At 62.5% G+C, this 17891-nt stretch carries 19 protein-coding genes; 13 read left to right on the top strand and 6 right to left on the bottom strand.

Annotated elements, in window-relative coordinates; genetic code table 11:
* Window positions 1–73: 73 nt before the first annotated feature.
* A complete protein-coding gene (locus tag ACN9MO_RS03480; protein WP_057250445.1) occupies window positions 74–937 on the top strand; it encodes a VOC family protein in 864 nt (287 codons plus the stop codon).
* 60 nt (window positions 938–997) lie between these two features.
* Here ACN9MO_RS03480 and ACN9MO_RS03475 read toward each other — a convergent pair whose 3' ends face one another.
* A complete protein-coding gene (locus tag ACN9MO_RS03475; protein ID WP_057250447.1) occupies window positions 998–1354 on the bottom strand; it encodes a winged helix-turn-helix transcriptional regulator in 357 nt (118 codons plus the stop codon).
* Window positions 1355–1487: 133 nt separating this feature from the next.
* Between ACN9MO_RS03475 and ACN9MO_RS03470 the strand changes: the two genes are divergently transcribed.
* The 3 genes from ACN9MO_RS03470 to ACN9MO_RS03460 all read left to right on the top strand — a co-directional run bounded on the left by ACN9MO_RS03470 (window position 1488) and on the right by ACN9MO_RS03460 (window position 4709).
* On the top strand, window positions 1488–2327 hold the full coding sequence (locus ACN9MO_RS03470; protein WP_057250449.1) for an SDR family oxidoreductase: 840 nt from the start codon (window positions 1488–1490) through the stop codon (window positions 2325–2327).
* Between the two features lie 220 nt (window positions 2328–2547).
* Window positions 2548–3177 carry an inverse autotransporter beta domain-containing protein gene (locus tag ACN9MO_RS03465; protein ID WP_162733632.1) on the top strand — a complete coding sequence of 210 codons (630 nt, stop codon included), beginning with the start codon at window positions 2548–2550 and terminating at the stop codon, window positions 3175–3177.
* Window positions 3090–4709: a right-handed parallel beta-helix repeat-containing protein gene (locus ACN9MO_RS03460; protein ID WP_162733633.1), complete on the top strand. Its 1620-nt coding sequence runs from the start codon at window positions 3090–3092 to the stop codon at window positions 4707–4709. Before ACN9MO_RS03465 ends, ACN9MO_RS03460 begins: the two co-directional genes overlap by 88 nt.
* A gap of 146 nt (window positions 4710–4855) precedes the next feature.
* On the opposite strand, the gene ACN9MO_RS03455 is transcribed toward ACN9MO_RS03460, so the two are convergent.
* On the bottom strand, window positions 4856–5128 hold the full coding sequence (locus tag ACN9MO_RS03455) for a DUF2798 domain-containing protein (protein ID WP_057250454.1): 273 nt from the start codon (window positions 5126–5128) through the stop codon (window positions 4856–4858).
* Between the two features lie 149 nt (window positions 5129–5277).
* On the opposite strand from ACN9MO_RS03455, the gene ACN9MO_RS03450 reads away from it, so the two are divergent.
* Window positions 5278–6198 carry a LysR family transcriptional regulator gene (locus ACN9MO_RS03450; protein WP_057250456.1) on the top strand — a complete coding sequence of 307 codons (921 nt, stop codon included), beginning with the start codon at window positions 5278–5280 and terminating at the stop codon, window positions 6196–6198.
* 25 nt (window positions 6199–6223) lie between these two features.
* Here ACN9MO_RS03450 and ACN9MO_RS03445 read toward each other — a convergent pair whose 3' ends face one another.
* The 3 genes from ACN9MO_RS03445 to ACN9MO_RS03435 all read right to left on the bottom strand — a co-directional run bounded on the left by ACN9MO_RS03445 (window position 6224) and on the right by ACN9MO_RS03435 (window position 7126).
* Window positions 6224–6556, bottom strand: a complete 333-nt coding sequence (locus tag ACN9MO_RS03445; RefSeq protein ID WP_286161429.1) for a winged helix-turn-helix transcriptional regulator — start codon at window positions 6554–6556, stop codon at window positions 6224–6226.
* Window positions 6557–6618: 62 nt separating this feature from the next.
* Window positions 6619–6921 (bottom strand): hypothetical protein, encoded by a 303-nt coding sequence (locus ACN9MO_RS03440; protein WP_425986570.1) that lies wholly within the window; start codon window positions 6919–6921, stop codon window positions 6619–6621.
* A 22-nt stretch (window positions 6922–6943) separates the two neighbouring features.
* Window positions 6944–7126: a hypothetical protein gene (locus tag ACN9MO_RS03435; RefSeq protein ID WP_425986567.1), complete on the bottom strand. Its 183-nt coding sequence runs from the start codon at window positions 7124–7126 to the stop codon at window positions 6944–6946.
* 290 nt (window positions 7127–7416) lie between these two features.
* Here ACN9MO_RS03435 and ACN9MO_RS03430 point away from each other — a divergent pair, with 290 nt between their 5' ends.
* From ACN9MO_RS03430 to ACN9MO_RS03415, 4 genes are all read left to right on the top strand, one after another.
* Entirely contained in the window at window positions 7417–7665 is a 249-nt protein-coding gene (locus ACN9MO_RS03430) for a nuclear transport factor 2 family protein (protein ID WP_113132804.1), read from the top strand.
* A 10-nt stretch (window positions 7666–7675) separates the two neighbouring features.
* Window positions 7676–7888, top strand: a complete 213-nt coding sequence (locus tag ACN9MO_RS03425) for a tautomerase family protein (protein ID WP_093232110.1) — start codon at window positions 7676–7678, stop codon at window positions 7886–7888.
* Between the two features lie 149 nt (window positions 7889–8037).
* Entirely contained in the window at window positions 8038–10146 is a 2109-nt protein-coding gene (locus ACN9MO_RS03420) for a S9 family peptidase (RefSeq protein WP_113132805.1), read from the top strand.
* Window positions 10147–10271: 125 nt separating this feature from the next.
* Window positions 10272–10790 (top strand): DUF1697 domain-containing protein, encoded by a 519-nt coding sequence (locus ACN9MO_RS03415; RefSeq protein WP_113132806.1) that lies wholly within the window; start codon window positions 10272–10274, stop codon window positions 10788–10790.
* On the opposite strand, the gene ACN9MO_RS03410 is transcribed toward ACN9MO_RS03415, so the two are convergent.
* Window positions 10787–11404, bottom strand: a complete 618-nt coding sequence (locus ACN9MO_RS03410; protein WP_057250469.1) for a TetR/AcrR family transcriptional regulator — start codon at window positions 11402–11404, stop codon at window positions 10787–10789. The genes ACN9MO_RS03415 and ACN9MO_RS03410 overlap by 4 nt on opposite strands.
* A 239-nt stretch (window positions 11405–11643) precedes the next feature.
* Between ACN9MO_RS03410 and ACN9MO_RS03405 the strand changes: the two genes are divergently transcribed.
* From ACN9MO_RS03405 to ACN9MO_RS03390, 4 genes are all read left to right on the top strand, one after another.
* Window positions 11644–12600, top strand: a complete 957-nt coding sequence (locus tag ACN9MO_RS03405) for a homocysteine S-methyltransferase family protein (protein WP_057250471.1) — start codon at window positions 11644–11646, stop codon at window positions 12598–12600.
* Window positions 12601–12853: 253 nt separating this feature from the next.
* Window positions 12854–14359: a protein adenylyltransferase SelO gene (locus tag ACN9MO_RS03400; RefSeq protein WP_058320517.1), complete on the top strand. Its 1506-nt coding sequence runs from the start codon at window positions 12854–12856 to the stop codon at window positions 14357–14359.
* A gap of 432 nt (window positions 14360–14791) precedes the next feature.
* On the top strand, window positions 14792–17125 hold the full coding sequence (locus ACN9MO_RS03395) for a glucose/quinate/shikimate family membrane-bound PQQ-dependent dehydrogenase (RefSeq protein ID WP_425986560.1): 2334 nt from the start codon (window positions 14792–14794) through the stop codon (window positions 17123–17125).
* A gap of 104 nt (window positions 17126–17229) precedes the next feature.
* Window positions 17230–17697: a hypothetical protein gene (locus ACN9MO_RS03390; RefSeq protein WP_113132807.1), complete on the top strand. Its 468-nt coding sequence runs from the start codon at window positions 17230–17232 to the stop codon at window positions 17695–17697.
* Window positions 17698–17891: the final 194 nt, after the last annotated feature.

Here is a 17891-nt window from a genome sequence, read left to right as displayed (position 1 = left end):
ATATTCCTGACAACAGTTTCAACGAAACTGGGCCGGCAGAGCGGCTACGGTTTCGACGCCCAAGGAGGCAGACATGACGGATACCCCGACCGAACACGCCCTTGCCATGCCTGCGCATGTCGACCACGCACATCTGGTCGTCCGGGATCTGCCCGTTGTTTCGGCCTGGTACCAGAAAATCATGGGCTTGAAGCCGATCGAAACGAGCAAAAGCGGCGAAACGCTCGGCGTTGCCGGCCACCCGCTCCTCAGCCTGACAACCGAGGGCAACGCTGCCAGGGCACCCCGCAATGCGCCGGGTCTCTTCCACAACGCCTTTCTCGTGCCGAACCGTGGGGAGCTCGGCCGTTGGCTGGCCCACGCCGCCCACAACAACACCAGGCTACAGGGCGCTTCCGACCATCTGGTCAGCGAAGCGATCTACCTCGCCGACCCCGAAGGCAACGGTATTGAGGTCTATCGTGACCGGCCGCGCTCCGAATGGAGCTTCAACCCCGACGGCACCGTCGGCATGGACACGCTGCCGCTCAATCTCCAGGCGCTCTATGACGAAGCACCCAAGGACAATTGGGACGGCATGGCTGATGGAACCGCCATCGGCCATATCCATCTGCAGGTCTCCAACATCCCCGAAGCCGACGCGTTCTTCCGCGACGTGCTGGGGCTCGGGCTGATGGCACGCTATCCGGGCGCGAGCTTCTTCGGTTCGGGCAAGTACCACCACCATGTCGCCGCCAACATCTGGAATTCGCGTGGCGCACCGAAGCGCGAAGGCCATATGACCGGGCTTTCGGACTATACGATCCAGTACAAGGACCCGGCCGAACGCGCCGCGGCGCTTGCCAAGCTCGATGCGCTGGAAATTCCGGTCAACCGCGCCGGCGATGGCTACAGCCTCATCGACCCCTGGGGCATCGGCCTCAAGCTGGTCGCCTGACCCCTCTCTCCCGGGCTGCAGACGAATGATGTCTGCGGCAACTCGTCGGCCGCAGCCGCCTCAGGCGCTGCGGTCGTATTTTTGCTGCGCCTCCAGCACCGCCTCGATGTTGTCTTCGGCCCAGCGCGTCAGGGCGGCGACCGTCGACGTCAGCGTGCGGCCAAGCGGCGTGATCGCATATTCAACGGTCACTGGCACGGTAGCATAGACGCTGCGGCTGACGAGACCGTCGCGCTCCAGCTTCTTTAGAACCTGCGACAGCACCTTCTGCGAAATGCCATCGATCTCGCGCTTCAGCTGATTGAAGCGCACCGGCTGTTCGTCAAGCTTGCCGAGCACCAGGACCGCCCATTTGTCGGCAAGCCGGTCCAGCACCAAGCGGGTCGGGCAAGTCTGGATATAGACGTCGTATTCCATCAGGCACGCCCCCACGGCGGTTTCCGGCCGGAAACCATGTCACCAAAACCTGCCTCCTTTACAGCATTTTTCTGGATTTATATCTAGTATCCATCCGCAATATGGTTTCATTTTGATACTAAGGAGCATGACGATGGCAGGCAAGATTCTGGTTCTCGGGGCAAATGGAACGATCGGCAGCAAGGTGGTGCGCGCGTTGATCGCAGCCGGGGAAACGGTCAAGGCAGCATCCCGCAAAGCGACGCCGGTCGAAGGCGCCGAAGCCGTCGCCTTCGACTACCAGGACGCCGCGACCTTTGGGCCTGCGCTAAATGGCGTCGACCGCATCTTTGTATTGACGCCGGGAGGTTACCTCGACCCGGTGAGCCTGCTCGGCCCGATCGTCACCGCTGCTGCCGCACGCGGCATCAAGATCGTGCTGATGACCGTCATCGGCGTCGACGCGGATGACAAGATCCCCTACCGCCAGCTCGAACTGCTTGTCGAAAAGACCGGCGCGCCCTTCGTCATCCTTCGCCCCAACTGGTTCTCCGACAACTTCCAGACCTACTGGATCGAGGGCATCCGCCATGGCGCTATCGCCGTGCCGGCGGCCGAGGGCAAGACGAGCTTCATCGATACGCGCGACATCGCCGAATGTGCGGCAGCCGCCCTCACGAGCGACGCCTTCAACGGACGCGCCTACAATCTCACCGGCCCGGAGGCGCTGAGCTACGACGAAGCCGCCGCGATCCTGTCGCGCGTCACCGGCAAACCGATCGCCTATGCACCGGTCGACGACGATACCTTCGTTGACATTCTGACAGCTGCCGGCGTGCCGGCGGACTATGCCCGCTTCCTTGCCTCCATCTTCTATCCGGTGCGCGAGGGCTGGGTCGCCAAACCGACCGGCGACGTGAAGACGATGACGGGCCATGAGCCGCGCAGCGTGGAGACCTACGCCAAGGACAACATCGCGGCGCTCAAAGGCTAGCCACTATCTGATCGCTCCCGCCCGCCGACTGGCGGGCGGCATGCCGACAGAGAACTATATATTCCTAAAGTTGCGGATGAAGCTTTTTGAAGTCCTGCGTCAACACGTCGCTGGATAGCCGCTGCTTAGTCGATCAATAAACTTGAGTATTTTACTCACATATCTTAACCGCATGCCCAAGTGGCCTCGCCCAAGGCCACATACATGCGGAGTTAATGATATGAAAAATAAGAATATTTTTATAGCTGCCCTGGCAAGCAGCACCCTGCTTTCAAGCCCTGCCCTGGCCGTTGACTTCCGCCCCCAGGCGGAGATCGAAGGCGGCTTCTTCAGCGGTGGTTCGGGTGCCAGTGGCGGCTTTTTCCTGCCCTTCGTGCTCGATTCGGGCAATGCGATTTTCATCGATACACGCGGCGCGATTGAAAATGACTCCGTCCGTCAGGGCTCGATCGGTGCGGGCTATCGCTTCCGCGCCAGCGATCAATGGGTGATCGGCGCCTATGGCTATTACGACTATCTGAAGAGCAGCTACGGCAACTCCTTCAGCCAGCTGTCCTTCGGCCTTGAGGCGTTGAGCGGCGACCTCGAAATGCGCGGCAACTTCTACCTGCCGCTGACGGGTGCCAAATCACTCAGCGCGTTCAATACGGCCTACGTGCGCGACCACGTTGCTCGTCTTCCAGGAAGGCAAGGAACGGGCGCGGCGCGGCATCGATGCCGAAATCGGCGGCCGGCTGCCGGTTGTTCGAGGAAGACTCCAAGGTGCAGCTCAAGGTCTTCGGCGGCAGCTACTGGTATGGCGGCCGCAACCTCGACGACATGTTCGGCGCCAAGCTGCGTGCGGAGCTGACCTTCGCCGACCTGCCCGGCCTCTCCGACGGCTCGACGGTTTCGCTCGGCGTCACCGGCACCTATGACAACGAGGACAAGCTCAAGGGCGCCGTCATGGCCCGGCTGCGCATTCCGTTCGGAGCGACCGGTTCGACCGGCAACGCCTTCGACCCGATGACGCAACGTGTCGAAAGGTCGACCAGGATCCACACCCACGCAGGCGCCACCGGCGACATCGAAGCGGCCCAGCTCGCCAACAGCGGCCGCAACGCCGGACGGGTCGTCACAGTTTCCTCGGCTTCGGGCAGTGCCTCTGATATCAACGCCCTGATCGGAGCTGCGGGCGCCAACGCGCTGATCCTCACCGACGGCAATCTCGGCGTCGACCAAGCGCTCGCACTCGGCAACGGCCAGACACTTCTCGGCGGCGGCGGTGCGCTTGCCGTGCGCGGCACAAGAAGCGGCGCGACGGCCACCTTCGTCAATGACGGCGCGGCCACGACGATCACCGGCTACAATCCGGCCCAGGACGTGATCGCGATGGCAAGCGGCAGCACGGTCTCGTCGCTTGCGGTCCGCGGCGGTCTCGCCGGCATCTCGGCGACCGATGCAGCGAACGTGACGATCGACAACGTCGATATTTCCGCCACCAATCACGACGGCATTCGCTTTACGCGGGTCAATGGCGCGCTGGTTCAGGACAGCCGCATCCACGATCTCTTCATCTGCGAAAACAACACGACCTGCGAATTCTCGATCTACAATCCGAACAAGGCGCCCTTTGCCGCCGTCAGCTCCGTCGGCAGCCGCCACGTGACAGTACGCGACACCTCGATCGACAAGGTGACCTACGGCGTCTTTGCCGGCGGCGAATTCAGGAAGGTCGGCCGGACAGACTATGAGCTGGTCACCGGCACGGAAAACGTCACGATCGACAACGTGACGATCAGCAACTCCCGCCGCGAAGGTGTGCTGCTCGTCGCAGGCAAGGATGTCAAACTCGATCGTGTCTCGGTCGACAATTCCAAGCAGGATCGCGACATGGATCTCGTGGTGCTCCAAGGCACTTCGAATGTCGCCATCAACGACATGCGGCTCATGGGCGGCATCAACGGCCTGATGCTCGTTTCCAGCCCGAACCTCGATGCGACGACTACCGACGTCAACGTAAAGGGCCTGACGGTCGACGGCACGCGCAATGCCGGCATCTTCTTCAATCCGGTCTCGGGCATCTCGCTTCAGGACGTCGCCGTTACCAATGCCGGCACCTATGGCGCCTACATCTACGGCAACGAATACGAGTTCCTGGGAGGACCGGTGCGCGACATCGTGCTGAAGAACATGACGGTCGACAAGGCCGGCAAGGCGGGCCTCTACTTCTCCGGTCCGACCGAGGACATTACGGGCAATGTCAGCGTCACCAACACGCCGAAGGATTGCCTGCTCGACAACGGCTGGTCGGCGGGAACGATCACCCAGTCGCCCGGCTCGGTGCTGACAGTCAACGCTACCAAACTCGACCAGGGCAACGCCGCGGCCCGTTGCCGATAACGCGCAAGCCACGCCCGGACAGCTGGGCGTGGCTTCTCTTTGTTCCGATCGGGTTGACCTATTCTGGTTGACGGCACTCGAAGGTGACCGGGTGGTCACCGGCGATGCGGGGGACCGCCCCTCCCGGTTTCCGGGACGGTGCCCTGTCAGACCGGCAGGCGGCAGACTGCGCCGACGAGCCTGGCAACGAGCGGTCGCACGAGAAGCACGCAGATGAAGGCGACGGGCATTGCCAGTCCGTAGGAGCTGAGCACGCGGGCCGGATAACCGGCATCGATGCCTGTGTTGGCGCCGACGATGACGCAGCACATCAGAAACGCCATGATCGCCGACATGAAGAAGGCAAAGGCGATGGGCGCCGCTCGGGGCGGCAACTTGCGGCGACGCGCGATCCGCGGAGCCGATAGGGTGTCTTCCATCAGAAGCTCTCCTGAGATGACCGAGGGGACCACCCCCTCGCTTCGGACCGAACTTATACGGATCGCGCTGCGGCGATGTAGGCCATTGCAGCCTCCTTCAGAAATAGGCAAAACCATCGAATAGATACCAATATTCGATGGATGGGATTATGGACACGCTGCGCGGGGTGGAGAGTTTCGTCAGAAGCGTCGAAGAGGGCAGCATCGCCGCGGCCGCGCGAAAGCTGGGGATCACCCCCGCATCGGCAAGCCAGAACATTGCTCGGCTTGAACGTACGCTCGGCAGTCGGCTGCTCAGCCGGACAACCCGCCAGCTCGGGCTCACCGAGAGCGGCAGGATCTATTACGAGCGGGTACGCGGTGTCGTTCATGAACTGGAGCTTGCAGCCGCTGCCGTCTCGGCGCTCAACGCCGAACCGCGCGGACCGCTCAAGATCGCTTCATCTGTCGCCTTCGGCCGCCATGTCGTGGCACCCCTGGTGCCGTCCTTCGCTGCCAAATATCCCGATGTCTCGATCGAACTCGTCGTCACCGATCGGGAGATCGACCATATCGGCGAAGGGATCGACATCAGCGTGCGCTTCGGTCTGCAACTGGAACAGGGCTTGATCGCCCGCAAGCTTGCTTCCGTGCCGATGATCATCTGCGCCGCGCCATCCTATCTGGAGCGGCGCGGCCGTCCGCAACGGCCGGAAGACCTCATCCACCACGATTGCCTCGTCTATCGCTATGCCGGGCACGGCCGCATCTTTCGCTGGGCATTCACCCGCGACGGCTTGCGCTTCGAGCCGGAACTGAAAGCGACGATCGTCAGCAACGACATCGACACGCTTGCCGAAATGGCGATCGCCGGCGCCGGCATCACCCGCCTCGGAGCCTTTATCGCAGCGCCGCTGATGGAGCGCGGCCTGGTCGTGCCGCTGTTTGGCGGCGCACCTCGCGAAGGCGTTGCCAACACCGACCACGAGCCCTTCGACTTCTATGCCTGCTTTGCCGATCGCCAGGCGGAAACACCGAAGGTTCGGGCGTTCATCGACCATGCGGTGCAGTCGCTCAAGGGCCGGTGGTAGCCGTCACAATCGCCCGGTAGCCACGCTATAAGGCGGGCACCGCCTGCGGGACATTCTGCTGGTCGGCTTCCTCCGCGAGCTTTGCCTCGCGGCGAAGCTTGAGTTTATTGCCGACTTCGACGATCGCATGGATCGCCGGCACGAATTCCTCACCGAGGTCGCTGAGCCTGTATTCGACCGAAGGCGGTGACGTTGGCACGATCCGCCGTTCGATCGCGCCTTTCTCCTCCATCTCCTTCAGTCGTGTGCTCAGCACCTTCGCCGATATCCCGGGGATATCAATCTTGAGCTCACTGAAGCGACGCGGACCGCCGCTCAGATACCAGATGATGTTGGGCGCCCAGGCGCCGCCGAGCATGACCATGCACTCGCCGACCGGGCAGGTAGGCGGCAAGGGGGCGGCCCTATTCTTTCGAATTTTCAAGCTACGGAAAAAGCGTCTCCGAGCAGATGGGCGCGCCCATCGGATAGCAGCGTCTCGACGTTGCCGAGGCGTTTGCCGACCTGCGCTGCGGCGGCTTCCTTTGCGTCGGCGCTCGCCGTCTTGCTGAACAGTGGCGAGAACGCCTTGTGCAATTCGGAAGCGATGAAGTTCAGTTGCTCCTGCAGGCGAGTGCGCTCCAGCGTACCGTTGGCGGGCGCCAGCCCGGCCTCAGGAAAACGGTCGGCAATATATTGCACGACGGCCGCACCCTCAGTGACGACGTCGCCGGTTTCCAGCATAAAGTTATCTCATATACAAAAGTTATCGCCTGAGGTTAACCAGCGCCGGCACATAGCCTTTGGGATTGATCGCCTTGAAATCGGCGCCGCCTTCGGTGAGGTGGGTCGTGGTGTCGACCTTGACGATCTCAAAATCGACGCCGGCCTCGCGCAGGCTGATATGGGGCGAGAGCGAGCAGGCGCCGGGGGCATAAAAAAGCTTCATGGCCAAATTCCTTTTGCAATGGTGGTCTCTGTCGAAGACGGGCGGAACCGTTACCGATGTTTCCGGTTTCCCCGCGGTAACTGGAGAATTTTGCCCATGTGCCCTTCGGCTTGCATTGCCGCCTGCACGGACGGGCGCTGGCCGACCCGTTGCATATAGGCTGTCAGGTGGGGCCAAGGGCCAAGCGAAATACCCGTGACGCTCGTCCAATTGACGACGGTGAAGAGATAGGCGTCGGCTAGCAGGTCTTCCATCCGAAGGCACTCTACGCTACGGCGACGGACGGCACCCTGCTGGAACTCGACATGGACAGGTATTTCCCTGTTGTCGACAAGCGTCCCTCGCCCGAAAGCCGTGGCGAGGAGCGCGCCGACCGGATCCTTTCGATCGAATTTGCGGGACCGGTGACGGCACTTGCGAAGGTTCAATGCGCTATCGGCGAAAAGGCCTTCACCGATCTTCTGTCTCTTGTCTTCGTAGACGGCCGCTGGCAGATCATCGCCAAGGTCTTCCACGACGACATCAAGCCCGCGAAATGAGGAGATGCAAATGCCCTATGTAAACATCAAGATCACCCGCGAGGGCGCGACCGCCGAACAGAAGGCCGCCCTCATCAAGGGCGTGACCGATCTGCTGCAAACGGTGCTCAACAAGGACCCCGCCACCACCTTCGTCGTCATCGACGAAGTAGCGCTCGAAGACTGGGGTGTCGGCGGACTGCCGGTTGACGAATACCGGCGAAAGGTCGGGGAAAAGTCCTAGCTGAACGAGGCCCCTTCTCCACCAAAGGAGGAAGGGGCAACTCAGCCGCCCGATGGCCAACATCCGTTGGGCGGCTCGTTTGCGCTTGATCGCTTTCGACAGGCTCTCTATCTCATTGTCTCCCGCCGCATTGATCCCGGAGACGCATCTTGTCCGTATTCAGCAACCTCCCCAAAGCTCCCGTCGCCGCAAAAAAGCCGGTGAGCGACACGCGCCACGGCATTACCCGCACCGATGACTACGCTTGGCTGCGCGCGGACAATTGGCAAGCGATGTTCCGCGATCCCTCGATCCTCGATCCGGAAATCCGCAAGCACCTGGAAGCGGAAAACGCCTATATGAACGCGGCCATGGACGACACGAAGGCGCTGCAGAAGGCGCTGTTTGCCGAGATGCGCGGCCGGATCAAGGAAGACGACAGCTCGATACCGGTCAAAGACGGCCCGTTTGCCTACGGCCACGCCTATGTCACCGGCGGCGAGCAGCCGCGTTACTTCCGCATTCCGCGCAACGGCGACCACAAGGACGAGGCGATCCGCCAACTGCTGCTCGACGGCGACAAGGAGGCCGAGGGCAAGGCTTATTTCCGCCTCGCGGGCCTCGACCACTCGACCGACCACAGCCTCGGCATCTGGGGCTATGACGACAAGGGCTCGGAATATTTCACGCTGAGGGTTCGCGATCTCTCCACCGGCGAGGACCTGACCGATATCATCGAGAACACCGGCGGTGGCGGCGCCTGGGCGCCGGACGGCAAGAGCTTCTTCTACACCGTGCTCGACGACAACCACCGGCCATCGAAGATCTTCCATCACGTGCTCGGCACCAGCCAGGCGGACGACCGGCTGGTCTATGAAGAGGACGATCCGGGCTTCTTCATGTCTGTCGGCGGCTCGCTGCTCGACGACTTCATCTACATCGACATCCATGACCACGAGACGAGCGAATATCGGCTGCTTTCGACCAGCGACCTGACGGCAGAACCGAAGCTCGTCGCCGAGCGCGTCACCGGTCTCGAATATTCGATGACCGAGGGCGGCGACGTCTTCTACATCCTGACCAACGCCGACGGCGCCAAGGACTTCAAGATCTTGGAAGCGCCGGTAAATGCACCGGGCAAAGAGAGCTGGCGCGAGGTGGTGCCGCACAAGCCGGGCACGCTGATCCTCAGCCACATGGCCTATGCCCGTCATCTCGTCTGGCTGCAGCGGCGTGAAGGTCTGCCGGAAATCGTCATCCGCGACCGAAAGACCGGCGAGGAACATGCGATCGCCTTTGCCGAAGAGGCCTATTCGCTCGGCCTTTCGGGTGCCGCCGAATACGATACCGACGTCATCCGCTTCTCCTACTCTTCGATGACGACGCCGTCGCAGCTCTTCGACTACGACATGGCGACGCGTCAACGCACGCTGCTGAAGACCCAGGAGGTGCCTTCCGGCCACAACCCGGACGACTATGTCACCCGGCGCGTCTTCGCCCCCTCCTGGGACGGCACTGAAGTGCCGGTGACGCTGCTCTATCGCAAGGACACGCCGCTCGACGGCTCCGCCCCCTGCCTGCTCTATGGCTATGGCGCCTACGGCATCACCATTCCGGCCGGCTTCAACACCAATTGCCTGTCGCTCGCCGATCGCGGCTTCGTCTACGCCATTGCCCACATTCGCGGCGGCAAGGATCGCGGCTTTGCCTGGTACGAAGACGGCAAGATGGCCAAGAAGACCAATACCTTCAAGGATTTCATCGCCGCCGCTGACTATCTGAATCAGCAGAAGTTCACATCCTACGCAAAGATCGTTGCCGAGGGCGGCTCGGCCGGCGGCATGCTGATGGGCGCTATCGCCAACATGGCTCCGGAGAAGTTCACCGGGATCATCGCCGCCGTGCCCTTCGTCGACGTGCTCAACACCATGCTCGACGACACGCTGCCGCTGACCCCGCCGGAATGGCCGGAATGGGGCAACCCGATCGAAAGCCGCGAATTCTACGACATCATCGCCGGCTACTCGCCCTACGACAATGTCGGCGCAAAGTCCTACCCGGCGATCCTCGCGCTCGGTGGCCTCACCGATCCGCGCGTCACCTATTGGGAGCCGGCAAAGTGGGTCGCGCGGCTGCGCGAGAAGACCACCGGCAGCGAACCGGTCCTGATGAAGACCAACATGGATGCCGGCCATGGCGGCGCGTCCGGGCGCTTCCAGCGGCTCGAAGAGATCGCCTTCGAGTATGCCTTTGCGATCAAGGTCGCCGGCAGGATGTAACCAGTGCGGGATGAGGAAAAGTGTATGCGGTTTTCCGCCCGCATCCCGCTCTAGCTTATGGAATCGATCACGATGGATTTGGGGTCGATCCGACCCAAAATCATCGTGATCTAGGAGGCACTGCCATGCCCGTCCATGTCGCCCTGCTCCGTGCCGTCAATGTCGGCGGCACGACTTCGCTCGCCATGGCAGACCTGAAGGCAATCTGCGAGGGGCTCGGCTTTGCCGACGTCAAGACCTACATCCAGAGCGGCAACGTCCTGTTCCGCTCGGATCTGCCGGCAGCCAAAGCAGCAGCAATGCTGGACGGCGCCCTTCTCGAAAAGTTTGGGAAGGCGCCGGGCGTGATGGTCCGGACCGGCGCACAATTGCAGGCGATCGCCGATCGCGCCCCTTTCCCGGACGCCAAACCCAACCTGCTGCACATCGTGTTCCTCTCGGAGCCCGCACCCGCGGACGCGCTCGACAAGCTTGTCGTCCCGGATGATGAGGAAGTGCGGTTGGCTGGACACGAAATCTACATTCATTTCCCCAATGGCTCGGGACGTTCGAAGCTCAAGCTGCCGGCGGCAAAGGCCGGCACCGCGCGCAACCTCAATACGGTGCGCAAGCTCGCCGCTTTGGCGCTTGAGATGGAAGGTTAGGCGGCGGCCGGCTGGAACAGCAGCCGGACCAGGGATCGGAGTACGAGCAACTGCTGCGGCAGGCTTTCGGGCTGCTTCAGCGCTTTCGACAGGATGATGCCGCCTTCGAGCACGGTCGAAACCATGTCGGCCAATTGATCGACATCCAGCGGTTCGCGGGGCCGATAGACGCGCATGATCTCCGCGAACATCGCGCCGAAGCGTCGACGCCACGCCAACGCCGCCTGCCGGTTGATTTCCTGAATCTCGCGATCGAAGGCGCGCTCCTGGGTACACATCACCGCAACCAGACATCCGGGGTGGCCGTTCGGCAGGTCGGACAGAGTTTCGGACAGCAGTTTCAAACCGAGCAGGAACGCCTGCAGCGGGTCGTCGGCCAACTGATGGGCTCGACCGAAGATCTCATCGTAGATGCGCTCGTCGTTCTCGATGTAGCGTTCGAGCAGCGCCCGGGCGAGTTCGTTCTTGTCACGGAAATGGTAGAAGAACCCGCTCTTGGTAATGCCGATCTCGGCGATCAGTTCGTCGATCGAGGTCGCGCCGAAACCCTTCGCCAGCACCGCCGCCTCCGCGGTGTCGAGGATTCTCGCTCGCGTTTCCTCACCCTTTCGCATTAGCGGCTGCCCTACCATTGGTGCGGTTTCCGACAACGAAGGGGCCATCAGCCGACGACGCCGTGACGGAACCAACGCAGTAAGTGACTGATTTCGCTACAATATGCGGATATATTAGCAATAGTATACCTTAAGTCGTCTAGTTTAGAAGACGATAAAAAGGCAGTAATTTACGTGGTTCTGCGGGATTGGAGGCGTCCCCGAGCCCCATCAGCAAGACTGAACCGGTGGAGACCGACATGGCCAAATACCGACGGAGCCTGCCACTCTTGAAGGGTGGGCTGTTCCTGAGCGACGGCGGCATGGAGACGACGCTGATTTTCCACGAAGGCGTCACGCTTCCACACTTCGCAGCCTTCGTGTTGCTTTCGACCGCCGATGGGCGGCGTCGGTTGCTGAGCTACTACGCGCGCTACCTCGCGATCGCTCAGCAACATGGCATCGGCTTCGTGCTCGATACGCCCACATGGCGGGCAAGCTCGGACTGGGGCGTAAAGCTTGGCTACAATGACGAGGCACTGGCCGTCACAAACCAGAATGCCGTCTACATGCTTGCGGAACTGCGCGGCGAATATGAGCGCCCGCAGGCACCGATCGTGCTCAGCGGGGCGATCGGGCCGCGTGGCGACGGCTACCGCCTGGGCCGTATGAGCCCTGACGAGGCCGAAGACTACCATTCGCCGCAAATCTCGGCCTTTGCCGTCAGCGATGCGGACATGGTGAGCGCCTATACGCTGACCAGCATCGACGAAGCGACCGGCATTGCCCGTGCGGCCCAGAGCCACGGCATGCCCTGCGCCATTTCCTTCACGGTGGAGACAAATGGTCGGCTACCGGACGGCCGCACGCTTCAGACAGCAATCGAGACCGTCGACGCTGCGACCGGCGGCTATCCGCACTACTACATGATCAACTGCGCCCATCCGAGCCACTTCGAAACAATCCTCGACGCCGAAGGCACCTGGACGCAACGCATTGCCGGCATCCGGGCCAACGCCTCGATGATGAGCCATGCTGAACTCGACAATAGCGAAACGCTCGATGCCGGCGATCCCGCCGACCTCGGGCAGCGGTACAGAACACTGACAGCGCATTTGCCACGATTGCGCATCCTCGGTGGCTGCTGCGGCACCGATCATCGCCATATCGCGGCAATCTGCGAGGCCTGCCTTCCACCGACGGCGCTGAGCGCCTGAGGCACGGGGCCTCGCCCTCCCGGCCCTCTCGCGAGTAATCGCGGGAGGGCGCCGCGTTTTTGGGCTCCCGCAAAGCCATAGTGTTAGGGATGAGGAATGCGTGCGCGGCTTTCCGCCCGCATCCCGCTCACTTCCAAGAATCGATCACGATGATTTTTGGCCGCGCCGACCCACAATCATCGTGATCTCGTGTAGACTTGGGCGGAAAGGACGGCCCCGGGTTATCCCGGCAGACGCCGTTGACCGCTTGATCATGAACTACGCTCCCCCCTCACCGACCGGAAATGCTGAAGCCTTTGTCTTCGACAACAGCTATGCGCGGCTGCCACAGCAGTTCTTCGCCCGCGTCGAGCCGACCCCTGTTGCCGAACCCTGGCTGATCAAGCTCAATAAGTCCCTGGCAGAGGAGCTCAGGCTCGACGTCGCCGCACTCGAGCGCGAAGGTGCACAGATCTTCTCCGGAAACCATGTGCCTGTTGGCGCCGAACCGCTTGCCATGGCCTATGCCGGCCATCAGTTCGGCACCTTCGTGCCGCAGCTTGGCGACGGCCGGGCGATCCTGCTCGGCGAAGTGATCGATCGAAACGGAACGCGGCGCGACATTCAGTTGAAGGGACCGGGCCAGACGCCGTTTTCACGCCGTGGCGACGGTCGCGCGGCGCTCGGGCCGGTGCTGCGCGAATATATCGTCAGCGAGGCGATGTTTGCCCTGGGTATCCCGACGACACGGGCGCTGGCGGCCGTCGTCACCGGCCAGCCCGTCTATCGCGAACAGATCCTGCCCGGCGCCATCGTTACGCGCGTTGCCGCGAGCCACATGCGCGTCGGCACCTTCCAGTTCTTCGCTGCGCGCGGCGACATGGCTTCGGTGAAGATCCTCGCCGATTACGCGATAGACCGGCACTATCCCGACATCAAGGACAAGGACCGGCCGTATCTCGCCTTCTTCAAGGCGGTGACCGCGCGCCAGGCGGAGCTGATCGCCCGCTGGTTGCATGTCGGTTTCATCCATGGCGTAATGAACACCGACAACATGACGATATCCGGCGAGACGATCGACTTCGGCCCCTGCGCCTTCATGGACGCCTACGACCCCAGGAAGGTGTTCTCCTCGATCGACCAGATCGGCCGTTATGCCTATGCGAGCCAACCCGGCATCGGCCAGTGGAACCTCGCCCGCCTCGCAGAGACCCTGGTGCCGCTCTTCGACGATAATGCGGACACGGCGGTCGAACTGGCCAACGATGCGCTCGGCGAATACGGCGCAATCTTCCAGCGCCATTGGCTGGACGGCATGCGGGCCAAGATCGGACTGGCCACGAGCGAAGAGAGCGATCTCGATCTCGTGCAATCACTGCTGACCGCCATGCACAAAGGCGAGGCCGATTTCACTCTCACCTTCCGGCGGCTGTGCGACAGTGCCCGCGATCCGGCAGGCGATGCGATGGTCAGCGCTACCTTTGCCTCGGCCGAGGCAATCCAGCCATGGCTTCAGGACTGGCGCCAACGGCTTTCCCGCGAAACGGCAACGCCCGAAGCGCGCTCGGCGGCGATGAAGGCCGTGAACCCCGCCTACATCCCCCGCAATCACCGCATCGAACAGGCGATCGCGGCGGCAACCGACGACGCGGACTTTTCGCTGTTCGAAGCGCTGATCGACGTCACCGCGAAGCCCTCCGAGGATCAACCGCAATTTGCCGCCTACCAGGAGCCGCCAAAGCCCGAAGAGGAAGTGCAGCGAACCTTCTGCGGCACTTGACCGCCGCCTGAAGCAAGCCAGCTGATGCAACGTCGCCTTGAAGCGATCCCGCACAGTTCCTCCGGTATTGATTCACCGAAATACTCTATCTTCTTGTTTTTGCGCGCTGCGAAGGCCGTGCCGCTTCTCTGGCAGCGGGTTGAGCCGAAGCGCATGTCAGCCTTGCCTTCAGCTACCTCGGCGCCTTGAGCACAACCCCATCGCATACCTCTAAATTTCCGCGCTGCGAAATTGTGGCTATTGAAAGGCAGGTGCGGCGCGTTAGGTGCTACCGGTAAGGGTGCCAAACGCGCCATTCCACACCAGGCTGCCGCGACGTTGCTTGCGACCGCCAGCTCCGAAACAGACCTGTCTCACGCGGCCCCGAACGGGGACCGGCGTTATGGAAAAAACCGTGCCGCGGCACCGTTCTTCAATGCGGGAGTTTCCATCATGCTCATCCTGACGGCCACCGTCTTCGCTCTCATCGGCCTCGTGCTCGGTGGCGGCGGGGCCAAGCTGCTGATACTCGGCGGCAGCCCCTACTACCTCGTCGTCGGTATCGGCTTCCTGCTGACGGCCGTGCTCCTGTTCATGCGGAAATCGGCGGCGATCTGGCTCTATGCGTTCATTATCGTCGGCTCGCTCGGCTGGGCGATCTCGGAAGTCGGATTCGACTGGTGGCAGCTTGGCCCGCGCGGCGGCGTCATCGTGCTTCTGGGGCTCTGGCTGCTGCTGCCGGCCGTCCGTCAGCCACTCGGCTTCCAGAGCCCTACGGGCGAGCGCTATGCGGTGAGCGCCTGGCCGCTGGCGATCGCCGTACTCATCTCGATCGGCGTGGCGGGCTATGCCCTGATGCTGGATCCGCACGATATCCGAGGCGATCTGCCAAGCGATATCGTTGCCGCCAACCCGCCGCTGGGAGGCTCGGTGCCTCCGGGCGAATGGCATCAATACGGGCGCACGCCGTTCGGTCAAAGGTATTCGCCGCTCAACCAGATCACGCCGGACAATGTCGGCAATCTGAGGGTTGCCTGGCAGTACCAGACCGGCGACGTCAAACGGCCCGACGACGTCGGGGAGACGACCTATCAGGTCACGCCGCTCAAGATCAAAGACACGCTCTATGCCTGCACCCCGCACAACTGGGCGATCGCGCTCGACGCGGCGACCGGCGAGGAGAAATGGAAGTATGATTCCAACTCGGGCATGAACCCCGACCGCCAGCACCAAACCTGCCGCGGCGTCACCTATTGGGCCGACCCGGTTGCCGCGCCGGGCAGCCCCTGCGCCGAGCGGGTCTACCTGCCGACCTCCGATGCGCGCCTGATCGCGCTCGACGCCGCGACCGGCTCCGTCTGCACCAGCTTTGCCGATAACGGCGTGCTGCATCTCGAAACGGGCATGAAGTACAATCCGGCCGGCTACTATTATTCGACGTCACCGCCAGTGGCCGTTGCCGGCAAGCTCATTGTCGGCGGCGCCGTCAACGACAACTACTCGACCCAGGAACAATCCGGCGTCATCCGCGCCTTCGATACCAACACCGGCGCACTGATCTGGAACTGGGACAGCGGCAATCCGGATGTGACGATGCCCCTTCCCGAGGGCCAGACCTATACGACCAACTCGCCAAACAGCTGGTCGGTGTTCAGCTACGACGAAGCGCTTGGCCTCGTCTACATCCCCATGGGCAACCAGGTGCCGGATCAGCTCGGCATGGGCCGCAGCGAGCACGTCGAGAAATACTCGTCCTCGATCGTCGCGCTCGACATCAACTCCGGCGCCGTGCGCTGGGTGCGCCAGACCGTGCACCACGACCTCTGGGACATGGACGTGCCGGCACAGCCAGCCCTGCTCGACATCACCAAGGAAGACGGCACCGTGGTGCCGGCGCTGGTCGGGCCGACGAAGCAAGGCGATATCTACGTGCTCGACCGCAGGAGCGGCGAGCCGATCATTCCGGTTGAGGAGGTTCAGGCGCCGGGCGGAGCGATCCCTGAGGATTTCACCGCGCCGACGCAGCCGGTCTCCGGCCTCACCTTCATGCCTGCGCCGCTGCAGGAGAAGGACATGTGGGGCGTCACGCTCTTCGACCAGCTTGCCTGCCGCATCGAGTTCCGGTCGCTGAAATACGAGGGGCGCTACACGCCGCCGTCGATCGAAGGGACGCTCGTCTATCCCGGCAACTTCGGCACCTTCAATTGGGGCTCCGTCGCCGTCGATCCGGAACGGCAGGTGATGTTCGGCATGCCGACCTATCTCGCCTTCACCTCGCGTTTGGTGCCTCGCGACCAGGTTCCGCCAAAGGGACAGGACGAGAAGGGGTCGGAACAGGGCCTCAACCGCAACGACGGCGCGCCCTATGGCGTCTTCATGGGCCCCTTCCTCGGGCCGCTCGGCATTCCCTGCCAGGCGCCGCCATGGGGTTATGTCGCCGGCGCGGATCTTCGAACCGGCAAGATCGCCTACAAGCACAAGAATGGCACCGTCGAGGACATGACGCCGCTGCCATTGCCGTTCAAGGTGGGTGTGCCGGGTATCGGCGGACCAATGATCACCAAGGGCGGCCTCGCCTTCCTTGGCGCCGCGGTCGACGACTATCTGCGCGCCTATGACCTGACGACCGGCCGCCAGCTCTGGGAGGCACGCCTGCCCGCCGGCGGCCAGTCGACACCGATGAGCTATGCGGTCGGCGACAAGCAGTATGTGCTGATCGTCGCCGGCGGTCACGGTTCGGTCGGCACCAGGCCAGGCGATTACATCATCGCCTACACTCTGCCTTGAGGCGCGAGAATCATCCCTAACTCTCGCTAGAAGGTTGCAGCGGCAAGCTCCGCGCAAGCCGGCAAAAGCAGCTTCCCCCGGACGACAGATTCCGGGGGATTCCCATGAAGATCGACAACAGCATCTCGAACTACTACTTCTCCCAGCGCCGCCAGCAGATGGGTACGGTTTCGCCGATCGAAGAGACCGGCACCGACGCGCGCCCGCGCCAAGCCCCGACGATTGCGCCGCCGTCGACGTCGAACGCGCTCTCCAACGCGCTGTGGGCGACCGCGACCCGCGACGAAACCGGTACCGCCTCGATCACGGACAAGGAAGGGGCGGCGCCCTCGGGCAACTCGGTCAGCGACGAGTTCCTGAAGCGGGCGAAGATGAGCCTGGCAGAACAGATCCGCGCGCAGATCCTGGAGTCGCTAGGTCTCAGCGAGGAAGACCTCAAGGCGATGGATTCCGAGCAGCGCAAGGCCGTCGAAGACGAAATCCGCCAGGCGATCGAACGTGCGATGGGTGTCGAAAAGCAACGCGATAACGCGGCCACCGACATTGCCGATAGCGCAAGTGACGCCCTCTAAAAAGGCGGCACTGCCGGACGGACTTGTCTCGTTCCGGCAATGGATGATATCCAGCCCTCCTCAAGAGACCAAGATCCGTGCGCCTGATCCGCTAGCGACGTTCATCGCCAGAAAATTCACCGAGCCGGGCCCGCCCTTCGGCGGCTTTTGGCATGGCATTTTTCCGGCCGCATGAACGCCTAACATTGACATGA

It is taken from the genome of Ensifer sp. R-19, assembly GCF_049905105.1.
Taxonomy (GTDB): domain Bacteria; phylum Pseudomonadota; class Alphaproteobacteria; order Rhizobiales; family Rhizobiaceae; genus Ensifer.
The sequence above is the reverse complement of the archived record's forward strand: the minus strand, read 5'-3'. Positions and strand labels throughout refer to the sequence as shown.